Raw genomic sequence first — 21,241 nt, 5'->3', positions numbered from 1 at the left:
AGATGTCTCAAGACCAAACCCTTGAAGGCTATAACTTCGCTTATTTGGACGAGCAGACCAAACGCATGATCCGTCGTGCAATCTTAAAAGCGGTCGCCATTCCCGGCTACCAAGTGCCGTTCGGGTCGCGCGAAATGCCCCTGCCCTACGGTTGGGGTACGGGCGGCATTCAGGTCACGGCGTCCGTCATCGGTGCGGATGACACCTTAAAGGTCATTGACCAAGGGGCCGACGATACCACCAACGCGGTGTCGATCCGGCGCTTTTTCGCGCGTACCACAGGCGTAAAGACCACGGAAAAAACCCGTGAAGCGACCATGATCCAAACCCGCCACCGCATTCCGGAAAAGGATCTCAAAGCAGGTCAAATCCTGGTCTACCAAGTTCCCATCCCCGAACCGCTGCGGTGGCTAGAGCCCCGCGAAACCGAAACGCGCAAGATGCATGCTCTGGAAGAGTACGGCATCATGTCGGTGAAGATTTACGAAGACATCGCGCGCTTTGGCCGCATCGCCACATCTTATGATTATCCCGTGGTGGTGAACGACCGTTACTTGATGCGCCCGTCGCCCATTCCGAAATTCGACAATCCGAAAATGCACCAGATGCCTGCGTTGCAGTTGTTCGGCGCAGGCCGCGAAAAACGCATTTATGCGGTTCCGCCTTACACCAAAGTCAAAAGCTTGGACTTCGACGATTATCCGTTCGAAGTGCAAAGTTGGGAAGAAAACTGCGCGCTCTGCGGTGCTGAAGACAGTTATCTGGACGAAGTCATCACCGATGACAAGGGCGGACGCATGTTTGTGTGTTCCGACACGGATTATTGCGAAGACCGCCGCGCCGATGGGCACTTAGGCCCCCTGGGCACGCCCCAAGCCGCTGAATAAGGAACTTAGAGATGATGGATAAAACACCACTGCTCAGCGTCCAGGATGTGGGCAAGGACTACGGCGCACAAATTGGCTGCACCGATGTGTCGTTCGATTTGTGGCCGGGCGAAGTGCTCGGCATTGTGGGCGAGTCGGGCTCCGGCAAGACCACGTTGATGAACTGCCTGTCCGCTCAGTTGAAAACGTCACGTGGTAAAGTCATCTATGACACCCGCGTGGACGGTCCCCGCAATATCTTTGATATGACCGAATCTGAACGGCGTTTGCTGATGCGCACTGACTGGGGGTTGGTACGCCAAAACCCACGTGACGGTTTGCGCTTGGGTGTGAGCGCCGGGGCCAATGTGGGCGAGCGCCTGATGGCTGTGGGCGCACGTCACTACGGCGACATCCGCCAAGTGGCGTCCGATTGGTTGGGCAAAGTTGAAATCGACCAAGGCCGCATCGACAACCTGCCGTCGACCTTTTCCGGTGGCATGCAGCAACGTCTACAAATCGCACGCAATCTGGTGACCGAACCGCGCTTGGTGTTCATGGACGAACCCACAGGTGGCTTGGACGTTTCCGTGCAAGCACGTCTGTTGGACTTGCTGCGCGGTCTGGTGAACCGTCTGGGGCTCAGCGCCATCATCGTCACCCACGACTTGGCCGTTGCGCGTCTATTGGCGCACCGCCTGATGGTGATGAAAGAAGGCCGCGTGGTGGAGCAGGGCTTGACCGATCAAGTGTTGGACGACCCGCAACACCCCTACACCCAGCTTCTCGTTTCCTCCATTTTGCAGCCCTAAGGACAAGAGCATGACTTTAGAAACCAAACCCATGATCTCAGCCGAAGGCTTAGCGAAAACCTTTGTGTTGCACAATCAAGGCAGCCAAAAAATCCCCGTCTTTGCGGATATGGATTTGACCATCAACGCAGGCGAATGCGTGGTGCTCCACGGCCCATCCGGTGCCGGTAAGTCGACCTTGATGCGCGCCCTTTATGGAAACTACCTGGTCAACGCCGGGTCGTTGAAAGTCCGCCACATGGGTGAGTGGATTGACCTCACCCAAGCCGAACCGCAAGAGATTTTGTCTGTGCGCAAACACACCATGGGCTATGTGTCACAGTTCCTGCGCGCCATCCCGCGTGTGACGTCCCAAGACATCGTGGCCGAACCTCTGGTGGCTTTGGGTGAAGACGAAACCTTGGCCCGCACGCGCGCAGGCGAGCTGTTGAGCCGCTTGCGCGTGCCTGAAAGCCTTTGGTCCTTAGCCCCCGCAACCTTTTCGGGGGGCGAGCAACAACGCGTCAACATCGCACGCGGTTTTATCGTCGATTATCCGATTATGTTGCTGGATGAGCCCACCGCATCGCTGGATGCCACAAATCGGCAAACTGTTACGGATATGATCTGCGAAGCCACTGAGCGCGGCGCCGCCATCGTCGGCATCTTCCACGACGAAGATGTGCGCGAAAAAGTCTGCACCCGTTTGTTTGAAGTCGAAGCCCAGGAGAAAGCCGCATGAGTTCCATGATCCTCACCAATGCCAAAGTCGTCACCCGCGATGAGGTTGTGACAGGCACCGTCGAGGTTGAAGCCGGGCGTATCGTTTCGGTGGAACGCGGCAACACCTCTTTGCCAATAGCCCAAGACTTGGACGGCGATTACCTGATCCCCGGCTTGATCGAGCTGCACACCGACAATATGGAAAAAAGCTTCACGCCGCGCCCCGGCGTGCGCTGGCCGTCTTTGCCGGCTGCGGTGGCGCATGATGTGCAAGTGATCGGTGCGGGCATCACCACGGTGTTCGATGCTTTGGCCGTTGGCGCCATCTTGGATGGATCCACGCGTTTGGCGCAGTTGAAGGATATGTCTGAAACCATCACCGATGTAAAAAGCAAAGGCCTGTTTCGCGCAGATCACTACCTGCACATGCGTTGTGAGTTGAGCTTTGAGACCGTGGTCGATTTGTTTGAGCCATTTGCACACCACGACTTGGTCAAGCTGGTATCCTTGATGGACCACGCACCGGGGCAACGTCAATTTGCCGACATTGAAAAATATCGCGAATATTATCAGGGCAAATATCACTTCTCGCCGGAAAAGATGGACGCGTTTATCAAAGAGCACATCGAAACGTCGGAAAAATTCAGCGCACCCAACCGCGACAAGATCGTTGAAATCAGCAAAGCGCACAACCTGCCCCTCGCCAGCCACGATGACGCCACCCTGTCCCACGTGGACGAAGCCAAAGGCGAAGGGGTCAGCATTTCTGAATTTCCCACAACCATCGAAGCCGCCCGTGCGGCCCGCGATGAGGGGCTTCACATCCTCATGGGCGCACCGAACATGGTCCGTGGCAAGTCACATTCCGGTAACATTTCTGCGCGAGAATTGGCCCAAGAAGGGGCCATGGACATTCTGTCGTCCGACTATTATCCCGGCTCCATATTGCAGGGCATTTTCACCATGTGCCAAGAGGTCGACGGCATTCATTTGCCCGAAGCTGTTCGCACGGCGACCGTCAACCCGGCCGACGCGGCAAACTTGACGGATCGCGGTGAAATTGCGCCGGGCAAACGCGCCGATTTGGTGCGCGTGCGCATGGCGGATAAAATGCCCTTGGTCAATCAAGTCTGGTGCGCTGGCGAACGGGCGTACTAAGCTCAATAAAAAGGGGGCCTCTATGGCCAAGGCGCGCTACGCGATCTATTACATGCCTGAGCCGGACAGCAAGCTGTGGCGCTGTGCGTCAAAACTGTTGGGCTGGGACAGTTTCCAAGGCGTTGACGTTAAGCCTCCCAAGCTGGACGGCATCAAACCGGAGCGTTTACGCGAGATCACCGCATCTGCGCGCCATTATGGGTTCCATGGGACCTTAAAACCGCCGTTTTATCTGTCCAAGACGACGGACCGGGCCATGTTGGACGAAGCCTTGGAAGCGTTCGCAGCCGGGCAAAAGCCGTTTAAGGTCCCGGCGTTGGAGCTGGCGGAACTCGACGGGTTTATCGCCTTGCGCCCGAAAAAGGCGTGTGAAGATTTGGACGCGTTCGCCAAGACGTGCGTCAAATCGTTCGACAACTTCCGCGCACCGCCCAGCGCAGAAGAAACGCAAAAACGCCTCAAAGCGGATCTCACCAAGTCGCAAAAAAAGATGCTTGATAAATGGGGCTATCCCTATGTGATGGATGAATTTCGCTTTCACATGACCTTGAGCGAACGCTTGAAAGACAAAGAGCGCAAAACTGTGTTCGACGCCATAGAGCCGGAAATCGCCAAGGTCTTGACCGACAAATCCTGGACCTTCAACCTGATCGCGCTGGTGCGTCAAAAATCAAAAGACGAACCGTTCACTGTGGTCAAAACCTACCCGCTTAAGCCGCACGCAAAAAGCCGCTGGCCGCTGAGAAAAAAGAAATAAACTGTGTCACACACGTTTGCGTGTCCGGCTCGCTTAGGTCCATAAATGCTTAAATCTGTGAAAACCATGGTCTTCAAAGCGGACCGCGCCGTTTGGTCCTTAGCGTTTGGGGAGACATTGGTTTGGGCCGGGCTGTTTTATATCTTCCCAGCCCTGTTGCTGCATTGGGAAACCGCCCAAGGGTGGAGCCGTGCGGAACTGGGTGCGGCGATGACCGCAGCGCTGGTGGTCTCTGCCCTTTGCGCACCCGTGATGGGCCGTTTAATCGATCGTGGCTGGGGGCGTTATGTCTTAACGACGTGCGCCGTTGTTGGCGGTAGCGCCGTTTTCATGCTCGGCTTTACACAAAGCTATGAAGTCTTCTTTGCCATCTGGATCCTCATTGGGCTGTGCATGTCGGGATGTCTTTATGAGCCGTGTTTTGCATACCTGACGCACTCTCGCCCCCGGGGGGCAAAACAAGCCATTACGCTGGTGACTTTGGCTGCGGGCTTCGCCAGCACATTATGCTTTCCCATCGCGAATTTTCTTGCGGCTGCGTTCAGTTGGCAAACAGCCACCCACGCCTTTGGACTGATCGTTATTTTTGTCGCCGCTCCGTTATTGTGGTTGGGGACCGGGGCCGCGCATGGTTTTCGGCGCACGGTTTCTCACAACAAGGGGCAAGTCGCGCGCGGACCGTCGCACATTTTGCGTCAACCGGCGTTTTGGCTGTTGGCCGTCACCTACACGGCCATTGGCCTCAACCACACCATGCTGGTGTCCCACATGTTGCCGATTTTGGAAGACAGGGGCGCGTCGGCCACCTTGGCGGTTGTGATTGCGTCCCTCATCGGACCCATGCAGGTCTTCGGTCGGGTGGCGATGATGGTTTTTGATCACCGTGTGTCCGTGTTCTTTATTTCGGGAATGACCTTCGTACTTTTGGCCTTGGCGTCTTCTTCACTGTATTTCGCAGGATTCCTTTTGGTGGGCCTTTTGGCCTTTGCCCTGTTCCAAGGTTCAGGGTATGGCGTCACCTCCATCACCAAGCCGCTGGTGGTGGCCGAAATCATGGGCCGTTCCGGTTTTGGGACCATTTCAGGCCTATTGGCCGTTCCGTATCTGATGGCCTACGCCTTGGCGCCGTCGCTGGCCGCGCACATTTGGACGGTCGCTGGTTATGACACCGTGTTATTATTGTGCATCAGCTTGCCGATTGTGGGCGGGGTCTGTTTTGGCTTCGCCAGCCGGCAAAACGCTGTAGACGCAAAAGCTGCAGCAGCATTCCAGGACACATCGCGTTAGGGGCAACAGCCCGCTCTTACGGTTTGAGAAACTCAGCGATGGCACGCACGGTTTTGTCCTCCAACCCTGCCAAGCCGTGATACGCATCTGGTCCACAAGGGTTGCCGCGATTCTGCCCGCCGTCCATCCACACAACTTTCACCTTCGCACCGGCCCACTTTTTAAAACCCTCAACGGCCGAAGGTGGTGTTTTTTGACAACCATCTTGGCGATGATGAATAACAAGGGTGCGCGGCAACTTGCCCGGATCTTTGAGCTTTTGACGCATGAAGTTCAAATCCCCTGCAACCAAGACCAGCCCTTTCAGTTTTAAGCTTTGCTTGGATAAGGTTTTTGTGACCCCCATCATGCCCCGGCTGACAGCGGCGACGTTAACGGGCTTGGCGATTTGCGACATCAATTTCGTGGCTGCCCGAAGCTTAGTTTTGCTGTCGACTGACAACACAGCAACCCCCTGGTTTGCAATGTCTTTTCTGAGACGTTGCAAAGGGTCGTTCTTTGACAATCCGCCACCACCCGGAACGATAACCAAACCGGCCACGGGATTGTCCGGCTTTTCCAACCAAGCCTTTGTCCCGCCAACTTTGATGTCTTCGCCAGCTTCGGTTTGGGCACAAACCGGTAAAATCAGCAACGCCGCTAAAACGGGTGCATACCACGATTTGAATGGATGAAGTCTCATGATGTTCCCCCTTTTTGTGGCTAAGCACGCCGCGCTAGCCCTTTGTAATGATACGTCAACAGCTTCGGGCCGTCCAAGAAGCCTTGTTCCATCTGCTCAATCTCAAAGCCAGCCTCAGCGATCAGTTGATCCGGGCGGCGGTTGAGGCGGCACCCTCCGGCAAAACACGACCACGCCGGGGTGAGGCGGTCTTGCCAGCGGGCCAGCCTCTCTGTCGGCGCGCGGCCATGCTCGACAAACAACAACTGTCCACCCGGTTTCAAAACCCGGAACATGCCGGCCAGCGCCTTTTCAACGTCAGCGATGGAGCACAGCGTCCACGTGGTGACGATGGTGTCCACCGACGCCGCCTCCAGGCTTAAGTCTTCGCCTTTTAGGGAAATGAACTCAACGGGAAAGGAGGTAGCCCCAGCTTTGCGCGCCGCCTTGGCGCGCAGTTTGTGGTTCGGTTCCAACGCCAACAGGTGCGTCACCTCAGCGGAATAATGGGGCATGTTTAAACCAGAGCCTGCGCCAATCTCCAACACGGAGCCCGAGGCCTGGGGTATCAACTGCTCACGCTCACGCGACGCCATCGGCGCACGCATGGCAACGTCGATGAGATGCGGCAGCACATGGGCGTCATAGTGGTCTCGCAACGGCATGACGCAAAGTTTGACAGCCTCGGGGCAAATATCAACCCCGTCCGAACCCCAAAATCACGTCAATGCCCCTATCAAAAAGAGGGAAAAACATTGATCTTATGCGCTGTTCGGACTAATAGATTAGCGCAAAGTCATATAAATAACGTTCTAAAGTCTAACAGGACCCGGATGAAGCCCTTGAAAACCTTGACGAACCGCCTTTTGAAACTCTCTGCCGCCCTTGTTGCAACGCTTTCGGCTCACACCGCTGTGGCCGCCGATACCAGCTACAAAGCTGACGTGCAGCCGATTTTCGACACCTATTGCGTCGAATGTCACAATGCAAATGGCGTCGGCACCCTAGCGAGCGGCCTGCGCTTAGACAGCTACGAAGGCGTGATGGCGGGCACCAAGCACGGCAAAATCATCGTCCCGGGCGATCCGCTGACGTCGAACTTGATGGCCGTTTTGGAAGGGCGCACGGATGCCTCCATCTCCATGCCGCACAACGACAAGCGCGACATGACCAAAGAAGACCGCCGCATCCTGCGCAAATGGATTGTCGGCGGCGCGACCAAGGCGGACTACGCCGGGCGCCCGTCGCAAGTGATCCAAGAGCTCTGCCTTGACTGTCACATCGCTGGCGGCAGCGGCTATGAAGCCAGTGGCCTGAACATGACGACCTACGAAAGCCTCATGAAAGGCACCAAACACGGCCCCATCATCGTGCCCGGCGATCCGGTCACGTCGAACATAATGGTTTTGATCGAAGGCCGCGCCGCAGGCGGGTTGAAGATGCCGCACAATGAACAGGGCGAGCCCAACAAAGCCGAACGCAAAAAGCTGCGCAGCTGGATCGTTCAGGGTGCAAAAAACAACTAAGCGCACAAAAAGCGCGCATAAAAAAAGAGCCGCCTGGCTCTTTTTTTTATGCGCAACGCACACCTTTTAATTGCTCATTTGATCCGCAATATAGACATATGCGATGAGAACGGCGCAAACGATTAGCACGCCGGTAATGATCCAACCCTTAAGCTGAGCCGCCGCATGTGTCTGTGGGGAATGCGCCCCTCCACCTTTCGGTTGAGAGCCCCCACGCCCCTTGCGCCGTTCGACTTCATTTTCAGCAAGTTGGCGCTTCCAGTCCCGGATAATGGTGTTGTCGTCCAATTTTTGGACAATCGCATCCGTTTCGCTGCGCCTTAGCAAAGCGAGAAACTTGGCCTGCTCTTGTGGATCGATGTCGTCCGACATTAGGCCGTATCTCCATATTGGTGAAGCCATGCAGAACGCAGCAAAGCTATCCCCAAAGAAGTATTTTGTTCAGGCTTCCGCTTCGCGGGCAAGACGAAGCGCACGCAAGCGGGATTTTTGTTCCGCCTTTTCCTGCGCCTCGATTTCTTTTTCGAGCTGAGCACGCTCAGCCCTGCGTTCGCTGGAAGCGCGCAGCTGGTCAGCGCGTGTCTTTTCGATCGTGATCACAGTCTTGACCTCTGGTTAATCGGATTAACCTTCAACGACTAGGTTCTCAGCGGAAGACTTTCCGTTTTGGCCAGCTTGCAGCTCGTACGTTACCTTTTGGCCTTCGCTCAACGTGCCCAGTCCAGCGCGTTCAACCGCAGAAATATGCACAAAAGCGTCTTTCGAGCCGTCATCGGGTTCGATGAAGCCAAAACCTTTGGTCGGGTTGAACCATTTTACAGTACCAGTCGCCATCTTATGTTTCCTTTAAACAGACACCCTGATGAAATCCCCCACACCATGTGGGGGCATCACGGGTTTTACGGTCACAATGTCAGGGGATAACTCAGCTTAAACAGCGCACCGATTATCTAGGTTAAGCCGAAACATATGTAATACGTAAGCGCCATAAGCCTCTCAAGCAGCCAAAAAGTCAAGCTTTCAATGGTTTTTGGGCCAGGCGACGGCAAGCGCTTTTGCCGTTCAGTTACGACTAGCTCGGCATTTTGATGGGCTCAGGACCAAACAGGGGGATGCGGCCCACCAGGGCTTCCAACATGATCAATTCTTCGTCTTGATGGTTGATCATCTTTTCCGGTGCAATGACCCGCCCGCCATGGGCCAAGGGGTCTGCGAACAGGTTGCGCGGGGTTTCATGGTGAAACGTATCTAAGTGTTGCACCAAGCTAGGCTTCAGTTTGGGGTGTAGTTCTGCTTTGCCATAACACAAACACACGTAATCGCGGTCCGCGTGCGCCTCCACATACAGGCCGGTGCCGCGAATGCCGATGGTCGCCAGCGGCGTGTCAATGGTGGCTTGCGTATTGGCAAAGCCCCCCAACAAAGCCCCCGCTGCCACGCGAATGCGCTGGGTGACGGTGCGGGACGTGTCGAAGCCTTCTTCGAAGTGTTCCACCTCAAACTCAACCTCAGCATTTTCACGCAGTAAAAACACGTGCTCCCCGATGATAATCACGCACGAACCGTCAGCCCCCGTGGTGCACACATCTGTGGGACGAACAACCATGCCCACCTGGGCGGGACGGCCATTGAGCCGCACATCACCGTCCACCGTTTGAAAGCCCTGGGTGATGGGCTCTTGCTGAGCGGCCGAGCCTGCCTTCAGCACCGCCATCAAAGCCGGCGACAAACAAGCCCCCATCAACAAGGTGCGGATCAGCTTTCGACGCGTGGGGTGGAACTGAGATAAATTCATGACGCCAAGTGTGCCGGAAATCGCCCGATCAGACAAACGTTGTGTTCCACATCGTCTGTGCGCTTTGCAAAAAAATCCTCTTCACAAAAATTTGCCTCGTAACGGGTAGGATTCCCCTACTGACCCCTTGATTTCCGCACTATATAAGCCATATGTGAAATAGATCAATTCACACCGTTTGCAGTGGCAATAGCCACCCTTTGGGGTGGAAAACCTATACAAACGGACTTTTTTGCAGTATCTAAGCGCCAGAAATTGATTCCCCGCTTTGTGCGCCGCAATATGATCCTTGCAAAAGAGACGAAAAAGGCGCGAACTGGAGATAGAAAAAACATGCTGGCTAAATACCGTGAACACGTCGCCGAGCGCGAAGCTCTAGGCATTCCCCCCCTTCCCTTGTCCGTCGAACAGACTTCTGAGCTGGTCGAGCTGTTGCAAAACCCGCCCGCAGGCGAAGAAGAGGTTTTGGTCGATTTACTGACCAACCGTGTTCCGGCAGGCGTCGATGACGCCGCGCGCATCAAAGCCGGTTTTTTGGCCGACGTCGCCAAAGGCAACACCGCGTGCCCGTTGATTTCCAACGTGCGCGCGACCGAACTGCTGGGCACTATGCTGGGTGGCTTTAACATTGAGCCGATGATTGAGCTCATCGACGACGGCGAATGCGGCGCTGCTGCGGCCGAAGGCCTGAAGAAAACTTTGTTGGTGTTCGACTACTTCTTCGACGTGAAAGAAAAAGCCGACAAAGGGTCCGAAAACGCCAAAGCCGTGATGCAATCGTGGGCCGATGGTGAATGGTTCACATCCCGCCCCGAAGTCGCGGAAAGCCTGACCTTGACCGTGTTTAAAGTCACCGGCGAAACCAACACCGACGATCTGTCCCCGGCACCCGACGCGTTCACCCGCCCCGACATTCCCATGCACGCGTTGGCGATGTTGAAAAACCCGCGCGACGGCATCACTCCGGAAGACCCCGGCGTGCGCGGCCCGATCCAATTCATCGAAGACTTAAAAGCCAAAGGCAACTTGGTCGCTTACGTGGGCGACGTGGTCGGCACCGGGTCTTCACGCAAATCCGCAACCAACTCCGTTTTGTGGTGGACCGGCGAAGACATTCCGTTCGTACCCAACAAACGCTTCGGCGGTGTGTGCTTGGGCTCCAAAATCGCACCGATCTTCTACAACACCATGGAAGACGCAGGCGCACTGCCCATCGAGCTGGACGTGTCGCAAATGAACATGGGTGACGAGATCGAACTGCGCCCTCTTGAAGGCAAAGCCCTGAAGAACGGCGAAGTCATTGCCGAGTTTAGCGTCAAATCCGAAGTCATCTTCGACGAAGTCCGCGCAGGCGGTCGTATCCCGTTAATTATCGGTCGCGGTCTCACGGCGCGCGCGCGCGAAGCTTTGGGCCTGCCTGCTTCTGATCTGTTCCGCGTTCCGGCGGAACCGGAAGACACCGGCAAAGGCTACACGCTGGCGCAAAAAATGGTCGGTAAAGCTTGCGGCTTGGGCGAAGGCAAAGGCATCCGCCCCGGCACCTACTGCGAGCCGAAAATGACCACCGTCGGGTCCCAAGACACCACCGGCCCCATGACCCGGGACGAGCTGAAAGACTTGGCCTGCTTGGGCTTCTCTGCTGACTTGGTGATGCAGTCCTTCTGCCACACCTCGGCGTATCCGAAGCTGGTTGACGTCAGCACACACAAAACCCTGCCGGACTTTATTGAGACCCGTGGCGGTGTCGCGTTGCGTCCGCAAGACGGCGTGATCCACAGCTGGCTCAACCGCTTGCTGTTGCCTGACACCGTGGGCACCGGCGGCGACAGCCACACCCGCTTCCCGCTGGGTATTTCGTTCCCCGCGGGCTCCGGCCTTGTTGCGTTCGGTGCAGCCACGGGCGTCATGCCGTTGGATATGCCCGAATCGGTTTTGGTCAAGTTCACCGGTGAACTGCAAGACGGCATGACGCTGCGCGACATGGTCAACGCCATTCCGTATCAAGCCATCCAAGACGGTCTGTTGACGGTTGAGAAGGCGGGCAAGAAGAACATCTTCTCCGGCCGCATTGTGGAAATCGAAGGCCTGCCCGATCTCAAGGTCGAGCAAGCGTTTGAACTGTCTGATTCTGCCGCTGAACGTTCCGCTGCTGCGTGTACCGTTCACCTCAACGAAGAGCCGATCATTGAATACATGCGCTCCAACATCGTGTTGATGAAGTGGATGATCAAAGAAGGCTACCATGACGAACGAACGCTCACGCGCCGCATCGAAGCCATGGAGAAATTCATCGCCGATCCGCAATTGATGAAACGCGACGACGACGCCGAATACGCCGCCGTTATCGAAATCAACATGAGCGACATCAAAGAGCCTTTGGTCGCCTGCCCGAACGACCCGGACGACGTAAAAACGCTGTCTGCCGTTCAAGGCGAAACCATCGATGAAGTCTTCATCGGTTCGTGCATGACCAACATCGGTCACTTCCGCGCCGCCGCCAATGTGTTGGACGGTCTGTCCGATCTGCCGACGCGTTTGTGGATTGCGCCGCCCACCAAGATGGACGCGCAAATCCTCACCGAAGAAGGTTATTACTCCATCCTCGGCAAAACGGGTGCGCGCATGGAAACGCCGGGCTGTTCTTTGTGTATGGGCAACCAAGCACAAATCCGCAAAGGCTCGACCGCCATGTCCACGTCCACGCGCAACTTCCCCAACCGTTTGGGCATCGACACCAATGTCTATCTGGGCAGCGCCGAGCTGGCTTCGGTTTGCGCCCTGTTGGGTAAAATCCCGACGAAGGACGAATACCTGGAGAAAGTCGCAAGCCTCAAAGACAAAGCGGACGATGTGTATCGCTACATGAACTTCGACCAAATCCCTGCATTTGCGGACGTCGCCAACGGCTAAACCTATTTCAGGACGACACAAAATTACAAAAAAAGCCCCGCTCAAACGGTGGGGCTTTTTTTATGCCGGGTGTAGCGCTTGGTCGAGCGCCGCCATCAAATCTTTGAGCACAACCGGCTTCGTTAAATACGCATCAAAGCCGGCACGTTTTCCGCTTTCGATGGTTTTGGGCATGGCGTTCGCACTGAGCGCTAAAACGGGGATCGACTTGGTCACGTCGTTTGTCTTCAACGCCTTGACCGCTTCAATGCCGTTCATACCGGGTAAGTTCACATCCAATACGATAACGTCAGGGGATTCTGCTTGCGCCATCGCCAAGCCCAGTTCTGCCGTGTGGGTCGATATCATATCCAGATGATCAATGCGGCCCATGATGCCTTCCATTAACGCCAAGTTGGCCGGATTGTCCTCCACATACAAGAGCTTGCGCACACCATCTTGAAGATGCAGATCAAAAGACACTTCACCTTGGTCTTCCAGAACTTTCTCGACCACTGCCAACTCGCTCACCGGCAAATCAATCCAAAACGTACTTCCTTCGCCGGGCGTACTTTGGACACCGATGGCGCCGCTCATTTCTTCGACGAGGTTTTTCGTCAGCGTCAAACCAATACCTGTCCCCTCGACCTCGCTCGCGTCGGCGCCCAATCGATTGAAGGGCTGGAACAGCTCTTCCATTTGATTTTGGGCAATGCCGTTCCCTGTATCGGAAACTGAAATGCGCAGCATCGAGCCGTTGACCAGCTTGGTGGCAATCGTGATTTCTCCGCCTTCGCGATTGTATTTCACGGCGTTGGACAACAGGTTGAGTAAGGCCTGTTTGGTGCGCAGATGATCCGCCCAGACATGGGCTACATTGCGCTGCACTTGATCGTGGATGGTGATGGCGCGTTTGTCCGCCAGTGTGGCGGCAAAGTTCAAGCACTCATCAATCAACTGGCCCGTATCGATGCTTTCCATCGACAAAGCAAGCTTGCCCGCCTCAATCTTGGCCAAATCCAAGACTTCGTTGATCAGTTCCAACAGATGATTGCCACCCTTGATCACGTGCTGCATGTAATCTTTTTGTTCATCGCTCAACGGTGCGCGCGGATCGATTTCCATCAACTGGGCAAACCCCAAAATGGCGTTCAAGGGTGTGCGCAGCTCGTGGCTCATGGACGACAGAAATTCCGACTTTGCCATGTTGGCATTTTCGGCGTCTTCTTTGGCCTGAGCCAGCTCCTCCCGGGCTGCCCTTTTGTCAGTAATGTCACTTACGACCCCGAGCATACGCAGGGGGTTACCATCTTCATCGCGCAACACATCCCCACGCTCATGCAGCCAGCGTACAGCTCCGTTGGGCCATACGACCCTGTGATCAATGTCGTACTCTGACCCGTTTTCCACACATGCCGTAACGGCGGATGTCACCGCTTCGCGGTCGTCTGGGTGAATGGCTGCGACGAAGTTGTCATAGCTGGTTTCCAACGCGCCCGGTTCATACCCAAACAGCGTGCCAATGCTTTCGGTCCAATACAGCTCACCCGTTTCAATGTTCCAATCCCAACTGCCGATGTTGGCGAAGCGCAAGCTGCTGGACAGTCGCTCTTCGCTCATGAGCAGTTTGGCTTCCATGGCTTTGCGCTCTGTAATATCGCGGAATATCCCAACAACCCGTTTGCGGCCATCGACCACCATGGGCGAAATGTTCAACTCGATGGGAAAGATTGAACCGTCTTTGTGTTGAGCCGTTAGATCACGCGCTTGATGGATGAGGCGGCGCAATTTCAAATCGGATTTGCGCACCAGTTCTTCATGTTCCGGGCGCTCGCCTTGAGGCATCAGCATCGAGACGTTTTCGCCCACGACCTCATCACTCTTATAGCCGAATAAATTTTCAGCGGCAGGATTGAAGACCTGAACGAGGCCGTCTCCATTGATCACGACCATGCCTTCGGTGGAATTTTCGAAAATCGCTTTAAACAGCTTTTGCGAAGCGACCTTTTGTTTGCGCTGTTGGTCGAGGCTTTCAATAATTTCCGGCAGCAACGTCAGGTACGTTCGCATGCTGTCCTTAATGACGTAATGCATCACCCCCAACGCCATCGCGTGGGCCGCCACTTGCTCATTCCCGGATCCGGTCACAAAGACGATGGGCAGCTCCGGATCCATCTCCAACAGCTTGCGTGCTAGCTCCAGCCCTTTCATGTCGGGCAGCTCGTAATCGATCGCGACCACGTCGTGTGCGTGCGCTTCGAAAGCGTCCAGGCCGTCTTGACCGGTTTCAGCCACGTCTACGCGATACCCCGCGTCCGTGATAACGGTTCTAAACAGATCGCCCAGTGGCGTTTCATCTTCGATATATAAAACGCGAGAGATATCCACGGTACCCATGTCCGATATCCATTTGCTGCCCAGCCCAGTCAGGCCAGCTTGTGAGTATGCCCGTCCACTTCTTATTTATAAGATGATAATATAACTTGAGGTACGCATTCAGGGCAATACTCACAAACGCGTAGTTTTCTGTTCATAACTTAATTACATTTGCCCCCTAGACCCTGATTTTGGAATCAGTAAAAATAGCCGTGGGGTATGTAAGTGGGGGCTCGGATTAAAGAGTATTTTGTATGTCTGATCATACCGATGCGAAGGACGCTCTGAAAGCTGCGGAAACGGCTCTTAAGGAGGCGATTGCGCGTCAAGCACAGCTGGAAATGCTGCATTCTCAAAGCATTGCAGAGATCGTGCACGATCTCAAAAACCCCCTCACAGCGATGCTGGGGTACTTGGCCATGCTGAAAAATGAAGTCAGCGGTCCAATCGAACCGCCACAGTACAAAGGGTTTGTCGAAACGCTGGACCGCTCCGCACATAGGCTATTGGACGTGTGCAATTCGCTTTTGGGCGAACACGCCGGGTTTAGCGGCCCTGCCAAACGCCCCAAAACCGTTCAAATCACTGACTTAGTCGATGAAATCCATGACATGTTCGCTGCCAAAGCCAAAGAGCGTGGAATCAGCTTGTCGTCTGAGGTTGCCGACGATTTCCCAACCCTGGTCGGTGATCCGCAAGATATGTACCGCGCACTGATGAACTTGGTATCCAATGCCATCAAGTTCACCCCCGAAGGCGGAAATGTTGCCATCAACACCGAGGTCGACCCCAAGGACAACACGTTTGTCATGGTTGTGCGCGATTCCGGGGTCGGCATGACCCGCGATCAAGTCGAAAAGATCAAAAGCGGCACCGTCTCGACCGTTTCGCCCCACGGCGATATCGGCACGGGCCAGGGGCTTGGCATTGTCAATTCCATGGTGGAAAGTTTAGGTGGTAAGCTTGACATCATCAGCACCGAAAACCGGGGGACCAAAATCAAAATGGAATTCCCCAACACACTTTCTCGCAGATAAATTTGAAAAGGTTTCTCATGAAAAAGATCATTCTCAGCGCAGCTACGGCTGTACTCCTGTCCACCCCGGCGTTGGCGCTGGACGGCTATTCGACTGAAACGCAAAACTTGTTCACTGGCTGGTGCACGGGCGAAGGCTACACCGCCAAAGTCTGTGGCTGTGCCTTGGACCAATCCATGGTGCAAATCCCGGCTGTGGCCATGACGTCCTTTTTGACGGCGGCTGAAGGCGAAGGCACAGCGGCCATGTCTACCAGTGTCGGTGTCAGCGCCGTGCAAATCGTCACCACCTGTGCGGCCACGTCCAGCAGCGGGTCGTCCGGCACAGGCAACGCCGTCAACGCGCTTGGCGGCATGTTCGGCAAGTAAGCCTTCTGCGCCCAAACAACAAAAAACCCGCCTCGGTCTGAGGCGGGTTTTTCTTTGGTCGCGTTGAAGTCTCTTACTTCATGGAGTCCATCAAAGCTTTGCGCTTTTCTTGGAATTCCATTTGCATTTTTTTCATGGCTTCGTTGTGATCCATGGAAGCTTTTTTGCGCTCGTCCGGCGTTTTGGCGGATTTCATAGCGTCTTGCATTTTTTCGTTCAGCTCTTTCACCGCTTCTTGGTGCTCTTTGTTGAGCTTCATCATGTCTTCGTTCATGGCTTTGGCTTTGGCTTGGCGCTCTTCAGCCATTTTTTTGTGCTCAGCGTTTTTGGCCTTCATTTCTTCCATTTTTTTGCCGTGTCCATCTGCGAGGACGGGGCTGGAAACCAAAACAGGGGCAGCCATCAAAGCCACGCCCAAAACACCTGCGGATAAAATCTTGGTCATCACGGACATAGTGTACTCCTCCACTGCTTGTATATGTCGTTGCGCGCATATTAGCATAATCTAAAATAATTGAAAGCCTATGTTTTCATCTGCTCTAAAGATCGCTCAGGGCGTTCGCCAAACGGGCGGCCAAGAATTTGGATCACCTCTTCAGCGGCAAAGACTCTATTGCGCTTATAGCCTGTTCTTTCTCGAATAATTTCGGCCTCGACCAACTGTTTCAATGCTTTAGCCGCAGCAGGTGCGCTGACGTTCAGTTGCTGTTGCAGCCCCGTCATGGTGATGATGGGCGTGTGCGTTAAGACCTCAAGGGCGCGCTCAGCCGCCGAGCCCTCACGGAACTTCCGTCTTTCATGCCACCGTTCAGGTAATACGCCAATAGCGCGTTTGGTCCACATTTCTTCGTCATACGAGCCCAAAATGGCTTCGCAGACGAATTTCACAATGTCGTGGTAGTCGAGCTGTTTTTGAGCACTTTGCAAAGCTGAATTGTAGGCCTCCCGATGGGCCTCCACATAGCCGGAAAGATAAAGCGGAAGCCGCCCATAGAGCATCATTTGCAAGGGCCATAACATCCGCCCAACACGTCCATTACCATTGGGAAAAGGGTGAACGGCTTCAAAATGTGCATGCCCGACCGCCATACGCACGGGCAACGCCATACCCATTCCGGCATCACCCATTTCCAAGATAACATCATCACGCATCCACGCCATGACGTCTTTTATACAACGTTGGACATGTTCGGGAGGGGCTGGGTTGTAGATCGCATCTTCTTTACGCCCACCTCCCCCAATTTGAACCACACTCCCGGCTAGGTCAGGCGCTCTCAGCTCGCCCGCGCGGTGCAAAAAGCTGGGATCTTTGGACATGAACATTTCATGGATCAAGCACACCAAATCAACATTCACGGATTTTGCACCGTACTCCTCAACGATGCCCAAGGCTTGATACAATGCCGTCGCATATCCGCGAACAGCCAGATTGTCCGACCGGCCTTCGTCGTCGTCATACGCTTCGCTCGGGGTCAGGACATGGTCGATCGTGGACCAGGTACCTTCCATGCGAGACGACGACAACGCTTCGCGCTTCGCCAGCAACAGCGCTGCCAATTGGTCACGCTGGGATGCGTCTTTCCAATGGGGACGTCGACTGATCACGTCGTTCGCCCGGGCGATCACGCCGCGCGGCATATTGGGCGGAATGTCGTTCGGCGGTGCGGGGGGAACCACGAACCACATGTTTTCATAGCCCGCCTCCTCAACATGCATGACCCCATAGCCCCTTTTGGGGGTATAGGGCACACGCAGTTCAGCTGTGAGGTCCGTGCGTTTCATGAGATAACCTTAAACATGAGGCCTTATATTTAACTTTATAAAATAAAGATAATCAAGGATTCTCATGTTTAATGTTTCTGCCCCATTGCATCTCAAACCCAGCAAGAGGCAAGAACCAACCGTCGTTCCCACGAAAACGGGAATCCAGGGGCGAGCGGTCCGAGCCTTGAGGCCCATGGACCCCGGATCAAGTCCGGGGTGACGGAGTTGTGAAAACCAACCTAGTCCGCGCAGCAAAAAGCCCGCTCCATTTCTGAAGCGGGCTTTATCTGTTTTGAGGATGAGGAGGCCTTAGCCGTCCAACTTTTCCTTCAGCAACTTGTTCACCTGGCCGGGGTTGGCTTTGCCTTGGGTGGCTTTCATCACTTGGCCGACGAACCAGCCGAGGATTTTTTCGTTGCCGCCTTTGTATTGCTCAACCTGTTTAGCACCGTTGGCAATGGCTTCGTCGACCGCCGCTTCGATGGCACCTGTGTCGGTGATTTGCTTGAGACCTTTTTCTTCGACGATCTTTTCGGGATCATCTCCGGTTTCGATCATGATCTCGAACACTTCTTTGGCGATCTTAGACGAAATGGTGTCGTCCGCCATCAAGCCCAACAGCTTGCCGAGGTTGTCCGCCGTCACCGGGCATTCGGTGATGCCGATACCCTTGTCCGACAGCACGGCAAAGATGTTGTTGATCACCCAGTTAGCCGCCGTTTTCGGATCGCGGCCATCTGCCACGGCTTCGAAATACGCCGCCGTGTCTTTTTCCGCGACCAACACACCCGCATCATAGGGCGACAGACCGAAGTCATTGATGTAGCGGTCTTTGCGTTCATCCGGAAGTTCCGGCAGCGTGGCTCTGATTTCTTCCACCAAGGCGTCGCTAAACACCAAAGGCAGCAAGTCCGGGTCCGGGAAGTAGCGATAATCGTGCGCATGTTCTTTGGACCGCATGGAACGCGTCGTGCCCGTAGAGGCGTCAAACAAGCGGGTTTCCTGCACCACCTCTTCGCCGTTGTCGTACAGTTCGACTTGGCGCTTGGCTTCATATTCGATGGCTTGCATGGCAAAGCGCACCGAGTTCACGTTTTTGGTTTCCGCACGGGTGCGCAGTTCGTCCGAGCCCACCGGGCGGACCGAAACGTTCACGTCACAGCGCATGGAGCCTTGGTCCATGTTGCCGTCACACGTTTCCAAATACCGCACGATGGAACGCATTTTGCGCAGATACGCACCAACCTCTTCGGGGCTGCGCATATCCGGGTCGGACACGATTTCCATCAAGGCCACGCCCGTGCGGTTCAAATCGATGAACGAACGCTTGGGGTCTTGATCGTGCAAAGATTTGCCCGCGTCTTGTTCCAAGTGCAACCGCTCAATCCCGACCGAGCGTGACGTGCCGTCGGGCATATCCAAGATGATGGTGCCCGCACCGATGATCGGCTGGTCCGCTTGCGAGATTTGATAGCCTTGGGGTAAATCGGCGTAGAAGTAATTTTTGCGTGCAAACACGGACTTGGTGTTGACCTGTGCTTTCAGACCCAAGCCCGTTTTGATGGCTTGGCGCACACATTCTTCGTTGATGACAGGCAGCATGCCGGGCATGGCCGCGTCCACCAAGGACACTTGCGTATTGGCTTCGGCACCGAAGTCGGTGGCCGCACCGGAAAAGAGCTTGGCGTTTGAGATCACTTGGCAGTGGACTTCCAAACCGATGACGACTTCCCAGTCACACGTTTCGCCTTTGATAACGTATCCCATGATTAGCCCTCCTTCCCTGGTTTGAAGTTGAAGGCGGCAGCGTCCTCAAGCGCGGAGGCCACGTTTAACAGCGTGCCTTCGTCAAACGCTTTGCCAATCAATTGCAAACCCAGCGGCAAACCTGCCGAGCTGAGCCCTGCCGGAACTGAAATGCCGGGCAAGCCCGCCAAGGACGTCGGCACCGTGAACACGTCGTTCAAATACATGGCCACCGGATCGTCTTGGTTTTCGCCGATGCCAAATGCCGCCGACGGCGCGGTCGGGGTGAGGATTGCGTCCACGTCTGCGAACGCGGCTTTGAAATCATTGCTGATGAGCGTGCGGACTTTTTGCGCCTTGATGTAGTAAGCATCGTAGTAACCAGAGCTCAGCGCATACGTGCCGATCAAGATGCGGCGTTGCACCTCGTCACCGAAGCCTTCACCACGGGTATTCATGTACATGTCGTCCAAGCTTTCACCCGGAACGCGCAGGCCGTAACGCACACCGTCATAGCGCGCCAAGTTGGCGGATGCTTCGGCAGGCGCGACGATGTAATAGGTCGCCAAGGCATACTTGGTGTGGGGCAGCGAGATGTCTTTGATGGTGCAGCCCTTGGACTTCAGCCACTCAACACCCTTGTCCCACAGCGCAACGATTTCCGCATCCATGCCGTCCATTTTGTATTCTTTAGGAATACCGATGGTCAGACCGGATACATCACCCGTGATGGCAGCTTCAAAGTCCGGCAAATCGATCGGAGCCGACGTGCTGTCTTTGGGGTCATGCCCGGCCATAGCACCCAGCATGATGGCGGCGTCTTGAACCGTTTGGGTCATCGGACCTGCTTGATCCAGCGAGCTGGCAAACGCCACCACGCCCCAGCGCGAGCAACGCCCATAGGTGGGCTTCAGACCCACAATACCGCAAAAGCTTGCGGGCTGGCGGATGGAACCACCCGTATCCGTGCCCGTAGCCGCCATGGCCAAACCACCGGAAACGGCAGCCGCCGAACCGCCTGAGCTACCACCTGGAACCAGATCTTTGCCTGCGTTGACGCTCCACGGGTTTTTGACGTTGCCGTAATACGACGTGATGTTGGCCGAACCCATGGCAAACTCGTCTAAGTTGGCTTTGCCCAACATCACCGCACCGGCGCTGCGCAGGTTGGCCGACACGGTGGATTCATAAGGCGGCACAAAACCGTCCAGGATGTGGCTGCCTGCGGTGGTCAACACGCCTTCGGTGCAGAACAGATCTTTCATGGCGATGGGGATACCCTCCATCGCGCCCAAGTTATCACCCTTAGCACGGCGGTCGTCGGACTGGCGGGCGCGTTCCAAAGCCACTTCGGGGCTTTCGGTGATGTAAGCGTTGAGATCGCGGCCCGCTTCCATAGCTTGGATGTAGGCTTCAGCCAGCTCGGCTGCGGAAAAATCGCCCGCGTTCAGGCCATCGCGCGCCGAGGCAATATTCAAATCGGTCAGTTTCGTCATG

The 21,241-nt window shown here is 55.2% G+C and carries 21 protein-coding genes; 10 read left to right on the top strand and 11 right to left on the bottom strand.

Annotated features, from left to right (window positions below):
• Positions 1–2 precede the first annotated feature (2 nt).
• From V5T82_RS09460 to V5T82_RS09435, 6 genes are read left to right on the top strand one after another with little or no spacing between them, the layout of a single operon-like run.
• Positions 3–887: an alpha-D-ribose 1-methylphosphonate 5-phosphate C-P-lyase PhnJ gene (locus V5T82_RS09460; RefSeq protein ID WP_332895380.1), complete on the top strand. Its 885-nt coding sequence runs from the start codon at positions 3–5 to the stop codon at positions 885–887.
• An 11-nt stretch (positions 888–898) separates the two neighbouring features.
• Positions 899–1,678, top strand: a complete 780-nt coding sequence (gene phnK / locus V5T82_RS09455) for a phosphonate C-P lyase system protein PhnK (RefSeq protein ID WP_442917493.1) — start codon at positions 899–901, stop codon at positions 1,676–1,678.
• A 10-nt stretch (positions 1,679–1,688) separates the two neighbouring features.
• On the top strand, positions 1,689–2,399 hold the full coding sequence (gene phnL, locus V5T82_RS09450) for a phosphonate C-P lyase system protein PhnL (RefSeq protein WP_332895379.1): 711 nt from the start codon (positions 1,689–1,691) through the stop codon (positions 2,397–2,399).
• On the top strand, positions 2,396–3,538 hold the full coding sequence (locus V5T82_RS09445; protein WP_332895378.1) for an alpha-D-ribose 1-methylphosphonate 5-triphosphate diphosphatase: 1,143 nt from the start codon (positions 2,396–2,398) through the stop codon (positions 3,536–3,538). Before phnL ends, V5T82_RS09445 begins: the two co-directional genes overlap by 4 nt.
• Positions 3,539–3,560: 22 nt before the next feature.
• Positions 3,561–4,295, top strand: a complete 735-nt coding sequence (locus V5T82_RS09440; RefSeq protein WP_332895377.1) for a DUF1045 domain-containing protein — start codon at positions 3,561–3,563, stop codon at positions 4,293–4,295.
• Positions 4,296–4,340: 45 nt separating this feature from the next.
• Positions 4,341–5,582, top strand: a complete 1,242-nt coding sequence (locus tag V5T82_RS09435; protein ID WP_332895376.1) for an MFS transporter — start codon at positions 4,341–4,343, stop codon at positions 5,580–5,582.
• Between the two features lie 16 nt (positions 5,583–5,598).
• On the opposite strand, the gene V5T82_RS09430 is transcribed toward V5T82_RS09435, so the two are convergent.
• Positions 5,599–6,264 (bottom strand): hypothetical protein, encoded by a 666-nt coding sequence (locus V5T82_RS09430; protein WP_332895375.1) that lies wholly within the window; start codon positions 6,262–6,264, stop codon positions 5,599–5,601.
• A 20-nt stretch (positions 6,265–6,284) separates the two neighbouring features.
• Positions 6,285–6,908: a class I SAM-dependent methyltransferase gene (locus V5T82_RS09425; protein WP_332895374.1), complete on the bottom strand. Its 624-nt coding sequence runs from the start codon at positions 6,906–6,908 to the stop codon at positions 6,285–6,287.
• Between the two features lie 168 nt (positions 6,909–7,076).
• Here V5T82_RS09425 and V5T82_RS09420 point away from each other — a divergent pair, with 168 nt between their 5' ends.
• Positions 7,077–7,769 (top strand): c-type cytochrome domain-containing protein, encoded by a 693-nt coding sequence (locus V5T82_RS09420; RefSeq protein ID WP_332895373.1) that lies wholly within the window; start codon positions 7,077–7,079, stop codon positions 7,767–7,769.
• Between the two features lie 66 nt (positions 7,770–7,835).
• On the opposite strand, the gene V5T82_RS09415 is transcribed toward V5T82_RS09420, so the two are convergent.
• From V5T82_RS09415 to V5T82_RS09400, 4 genes are all read right to left on the bottom strand, one after another.
• The gene (locus tag V5T82_RS09415) at positions 7,836–8,141 is read right to left on the bottom strand and encodes a hypothetical protein (protein WP_332895372.1); all 306 of its coding nucleotides are present in this window, start codon (positions 8,139–8,141) and stop codon (positions 7,836–7,838) included.
• 69 nt (positions 8,142–8,210) lie between these two features.
• Positions 8,211–8,369, bottom strand: coding sequence for a hypothetical protein (locus tag V5T82_RS09410; protein WP_332895371.1), 159 nt, complete (start codon positions 8,367–8,369; stop codon positions 8,211–8,213).
• A 24-nt stretch (positions 8,370–8,393) separates the two neighbouring features.
• Positions 8,394–8,603 carry a cold-shock protein gene (locus V5T82_RS09405; protein ID WP_332895370.1) on the bottom strand — a complete coding sequence of 70 codons (210 nt, stop codon included), beginning with the start codon at positions 8,601–8,603 and terminating at the stop codon, positions 8,394–8,396.
• A gap of 238 nt (positions 8,604–8,841) precedes the next feature.
• The gene (locus tag V5T82_RS09400; protein ID WP_332895369.1) at positions 8,842–9,600 is read right to left on the bottom strand and encodes a FecR family protein; all 759 of its coding nucleotides are present in this window, start codon (positions 9,598–9,600) and stop codon (positions 8,842–8,844) included.
• 297 nt (positions 9,601–9,897) lie between these two features.
• Here V5T82_RS09400 and acnB point away from each other — a divergent pair, with 297 nt between their 5' ends.
• Positions 9,898–12,474 carry a bifunctional aconitate hydratase 2/2-methylisocitrate dehydratase gene (gene acnB, locus V5T82_RS09395; protein ID WP_332895368.1) on the top strand — a complete coding sequence of 859 codons (2,577 nt, stop codon included), beginning with the start codon at positions 9,898–9,900 and terminating at the stop codon, positions 12,472–12,474.
• A 60-nt stretch (positions 12,475–12,534) separates the two neighbouring features.
• Here the strand turns inward: acnB and V5T82_RS09390 are convergent, their stop codons facing one another.
• Positions 12,535–14,850, bottom strand: a complete 2,316-nt coding sequence (locus V5T82_RS09390; protein WP_332895367.1) for a response regulator — start codon at positions 14,848–14,850, stop codon at positions 12,535–12,537.
• Positions 14,851–15,083: 233 nt separating this feature from the next.
• Here V5T82_RS09390 and V5T82_RS09385 point away from each other — a divergent pair, with 233 nt between their 5' ends.
• Both V5T82_RS09385 and V5T82_RS09380 read left to right on the top strand, forming a co-directional pair.
• The gene (locus tag V5T82_RS09385; RefSeq protein WP_332895366.1) at positions 15,084–15,866 is read left to right on the top strand and encodes a sensor histidine kinase; all 783 of its coding nucleotides are present in this window, start codon (positions 15,084–15,086) and stop codon (positions 15,864–15,866) included.
• A 17-nt stretch (positions 15,867–15,883) separates the two neighbouring features.
• Positions 15,884–16,234, top strand: coding sequence for a hypothetical protein (locus V5T82_RS09380; protein ID WP_332895365.1), 351 nt, complete (start codon positions 15,884–15,886; stop codon positions 16,232–16,234).
• 73 nt (positions 16,235–16,307) lie between these two features.
• Here V5T82_RS09380 and V5T82_RS09375 read toward each other — a convergent pair whose 3' ends face one another.
• From V5T82_RS09375 to gatA, 4 genes are all read right to left on the bottom strand, one after another.
• Positions 16,308–16,688 (bottom strand): hypothetical protein, encoded by a 381-nt coding sequence (locus V5T82_RS09375; protein ID WP_332895364.1) that lies wholly within the window; start codon positions 16,686–16,688, stop codon positions 16,308–16,310.
• Between the two features lie 68 nt (positions 16,689–16,756).
• Positions 16,757–18,016 (bottom strand): Fic family protein, encoded by a 1,260-nt coding sequence (locus tag V5T82_RS09370; RefSeq protein ID WP_332895363.1) that lies wholly within the window; start codon positions 18,014–18,016, stop codon positions 16,757–16,759.
• Positions 18,017–18,307: 291 nt separating this feature from the next.
• On the bottom strand, positions 18,308–19,765 hold the full coding sequence (gene gatB, locus V5T82_RS09365) for an Asp-tRNA(Asn)/Glu-tRNA(Gln) amidotransferase subunit GatB (RefSeq protein ID WP_332895362.1): 1,458 nt from the start codon (positions 19,763–19,765) through the stop codon (positions 18,308–18,310).
• 2 nt (positions 19,766–19,767) lie between these two features.
• Positions 19,768–21,240, bottom strand: coding sequence for an Asp-tRNA(Asn)/Glu-tRNA(Gln) amidotransferase subunit GatA (gatA, locus tag V5T82_RS09360; protein WP_332895361.1), 1,473 nt, complete (start codon positions 21,238–21,240; stop codon positions 19,768–19,770).
• Position 21,241 lies beyond the last annotated feature (1 nt).

It is taken from the genome of Magnetovibrio sp. PR-2 (assembly GCF_036689815.1).
Lineage (GTDB): Bacteria > Pseudomonadota > Alphaproteobacteria > Rhodospirillales > Magnetovibrionaceae > Magnetovibrio.
This window is presented reverse-complemented; position numbering and strand designations above follow the sequence as displayed.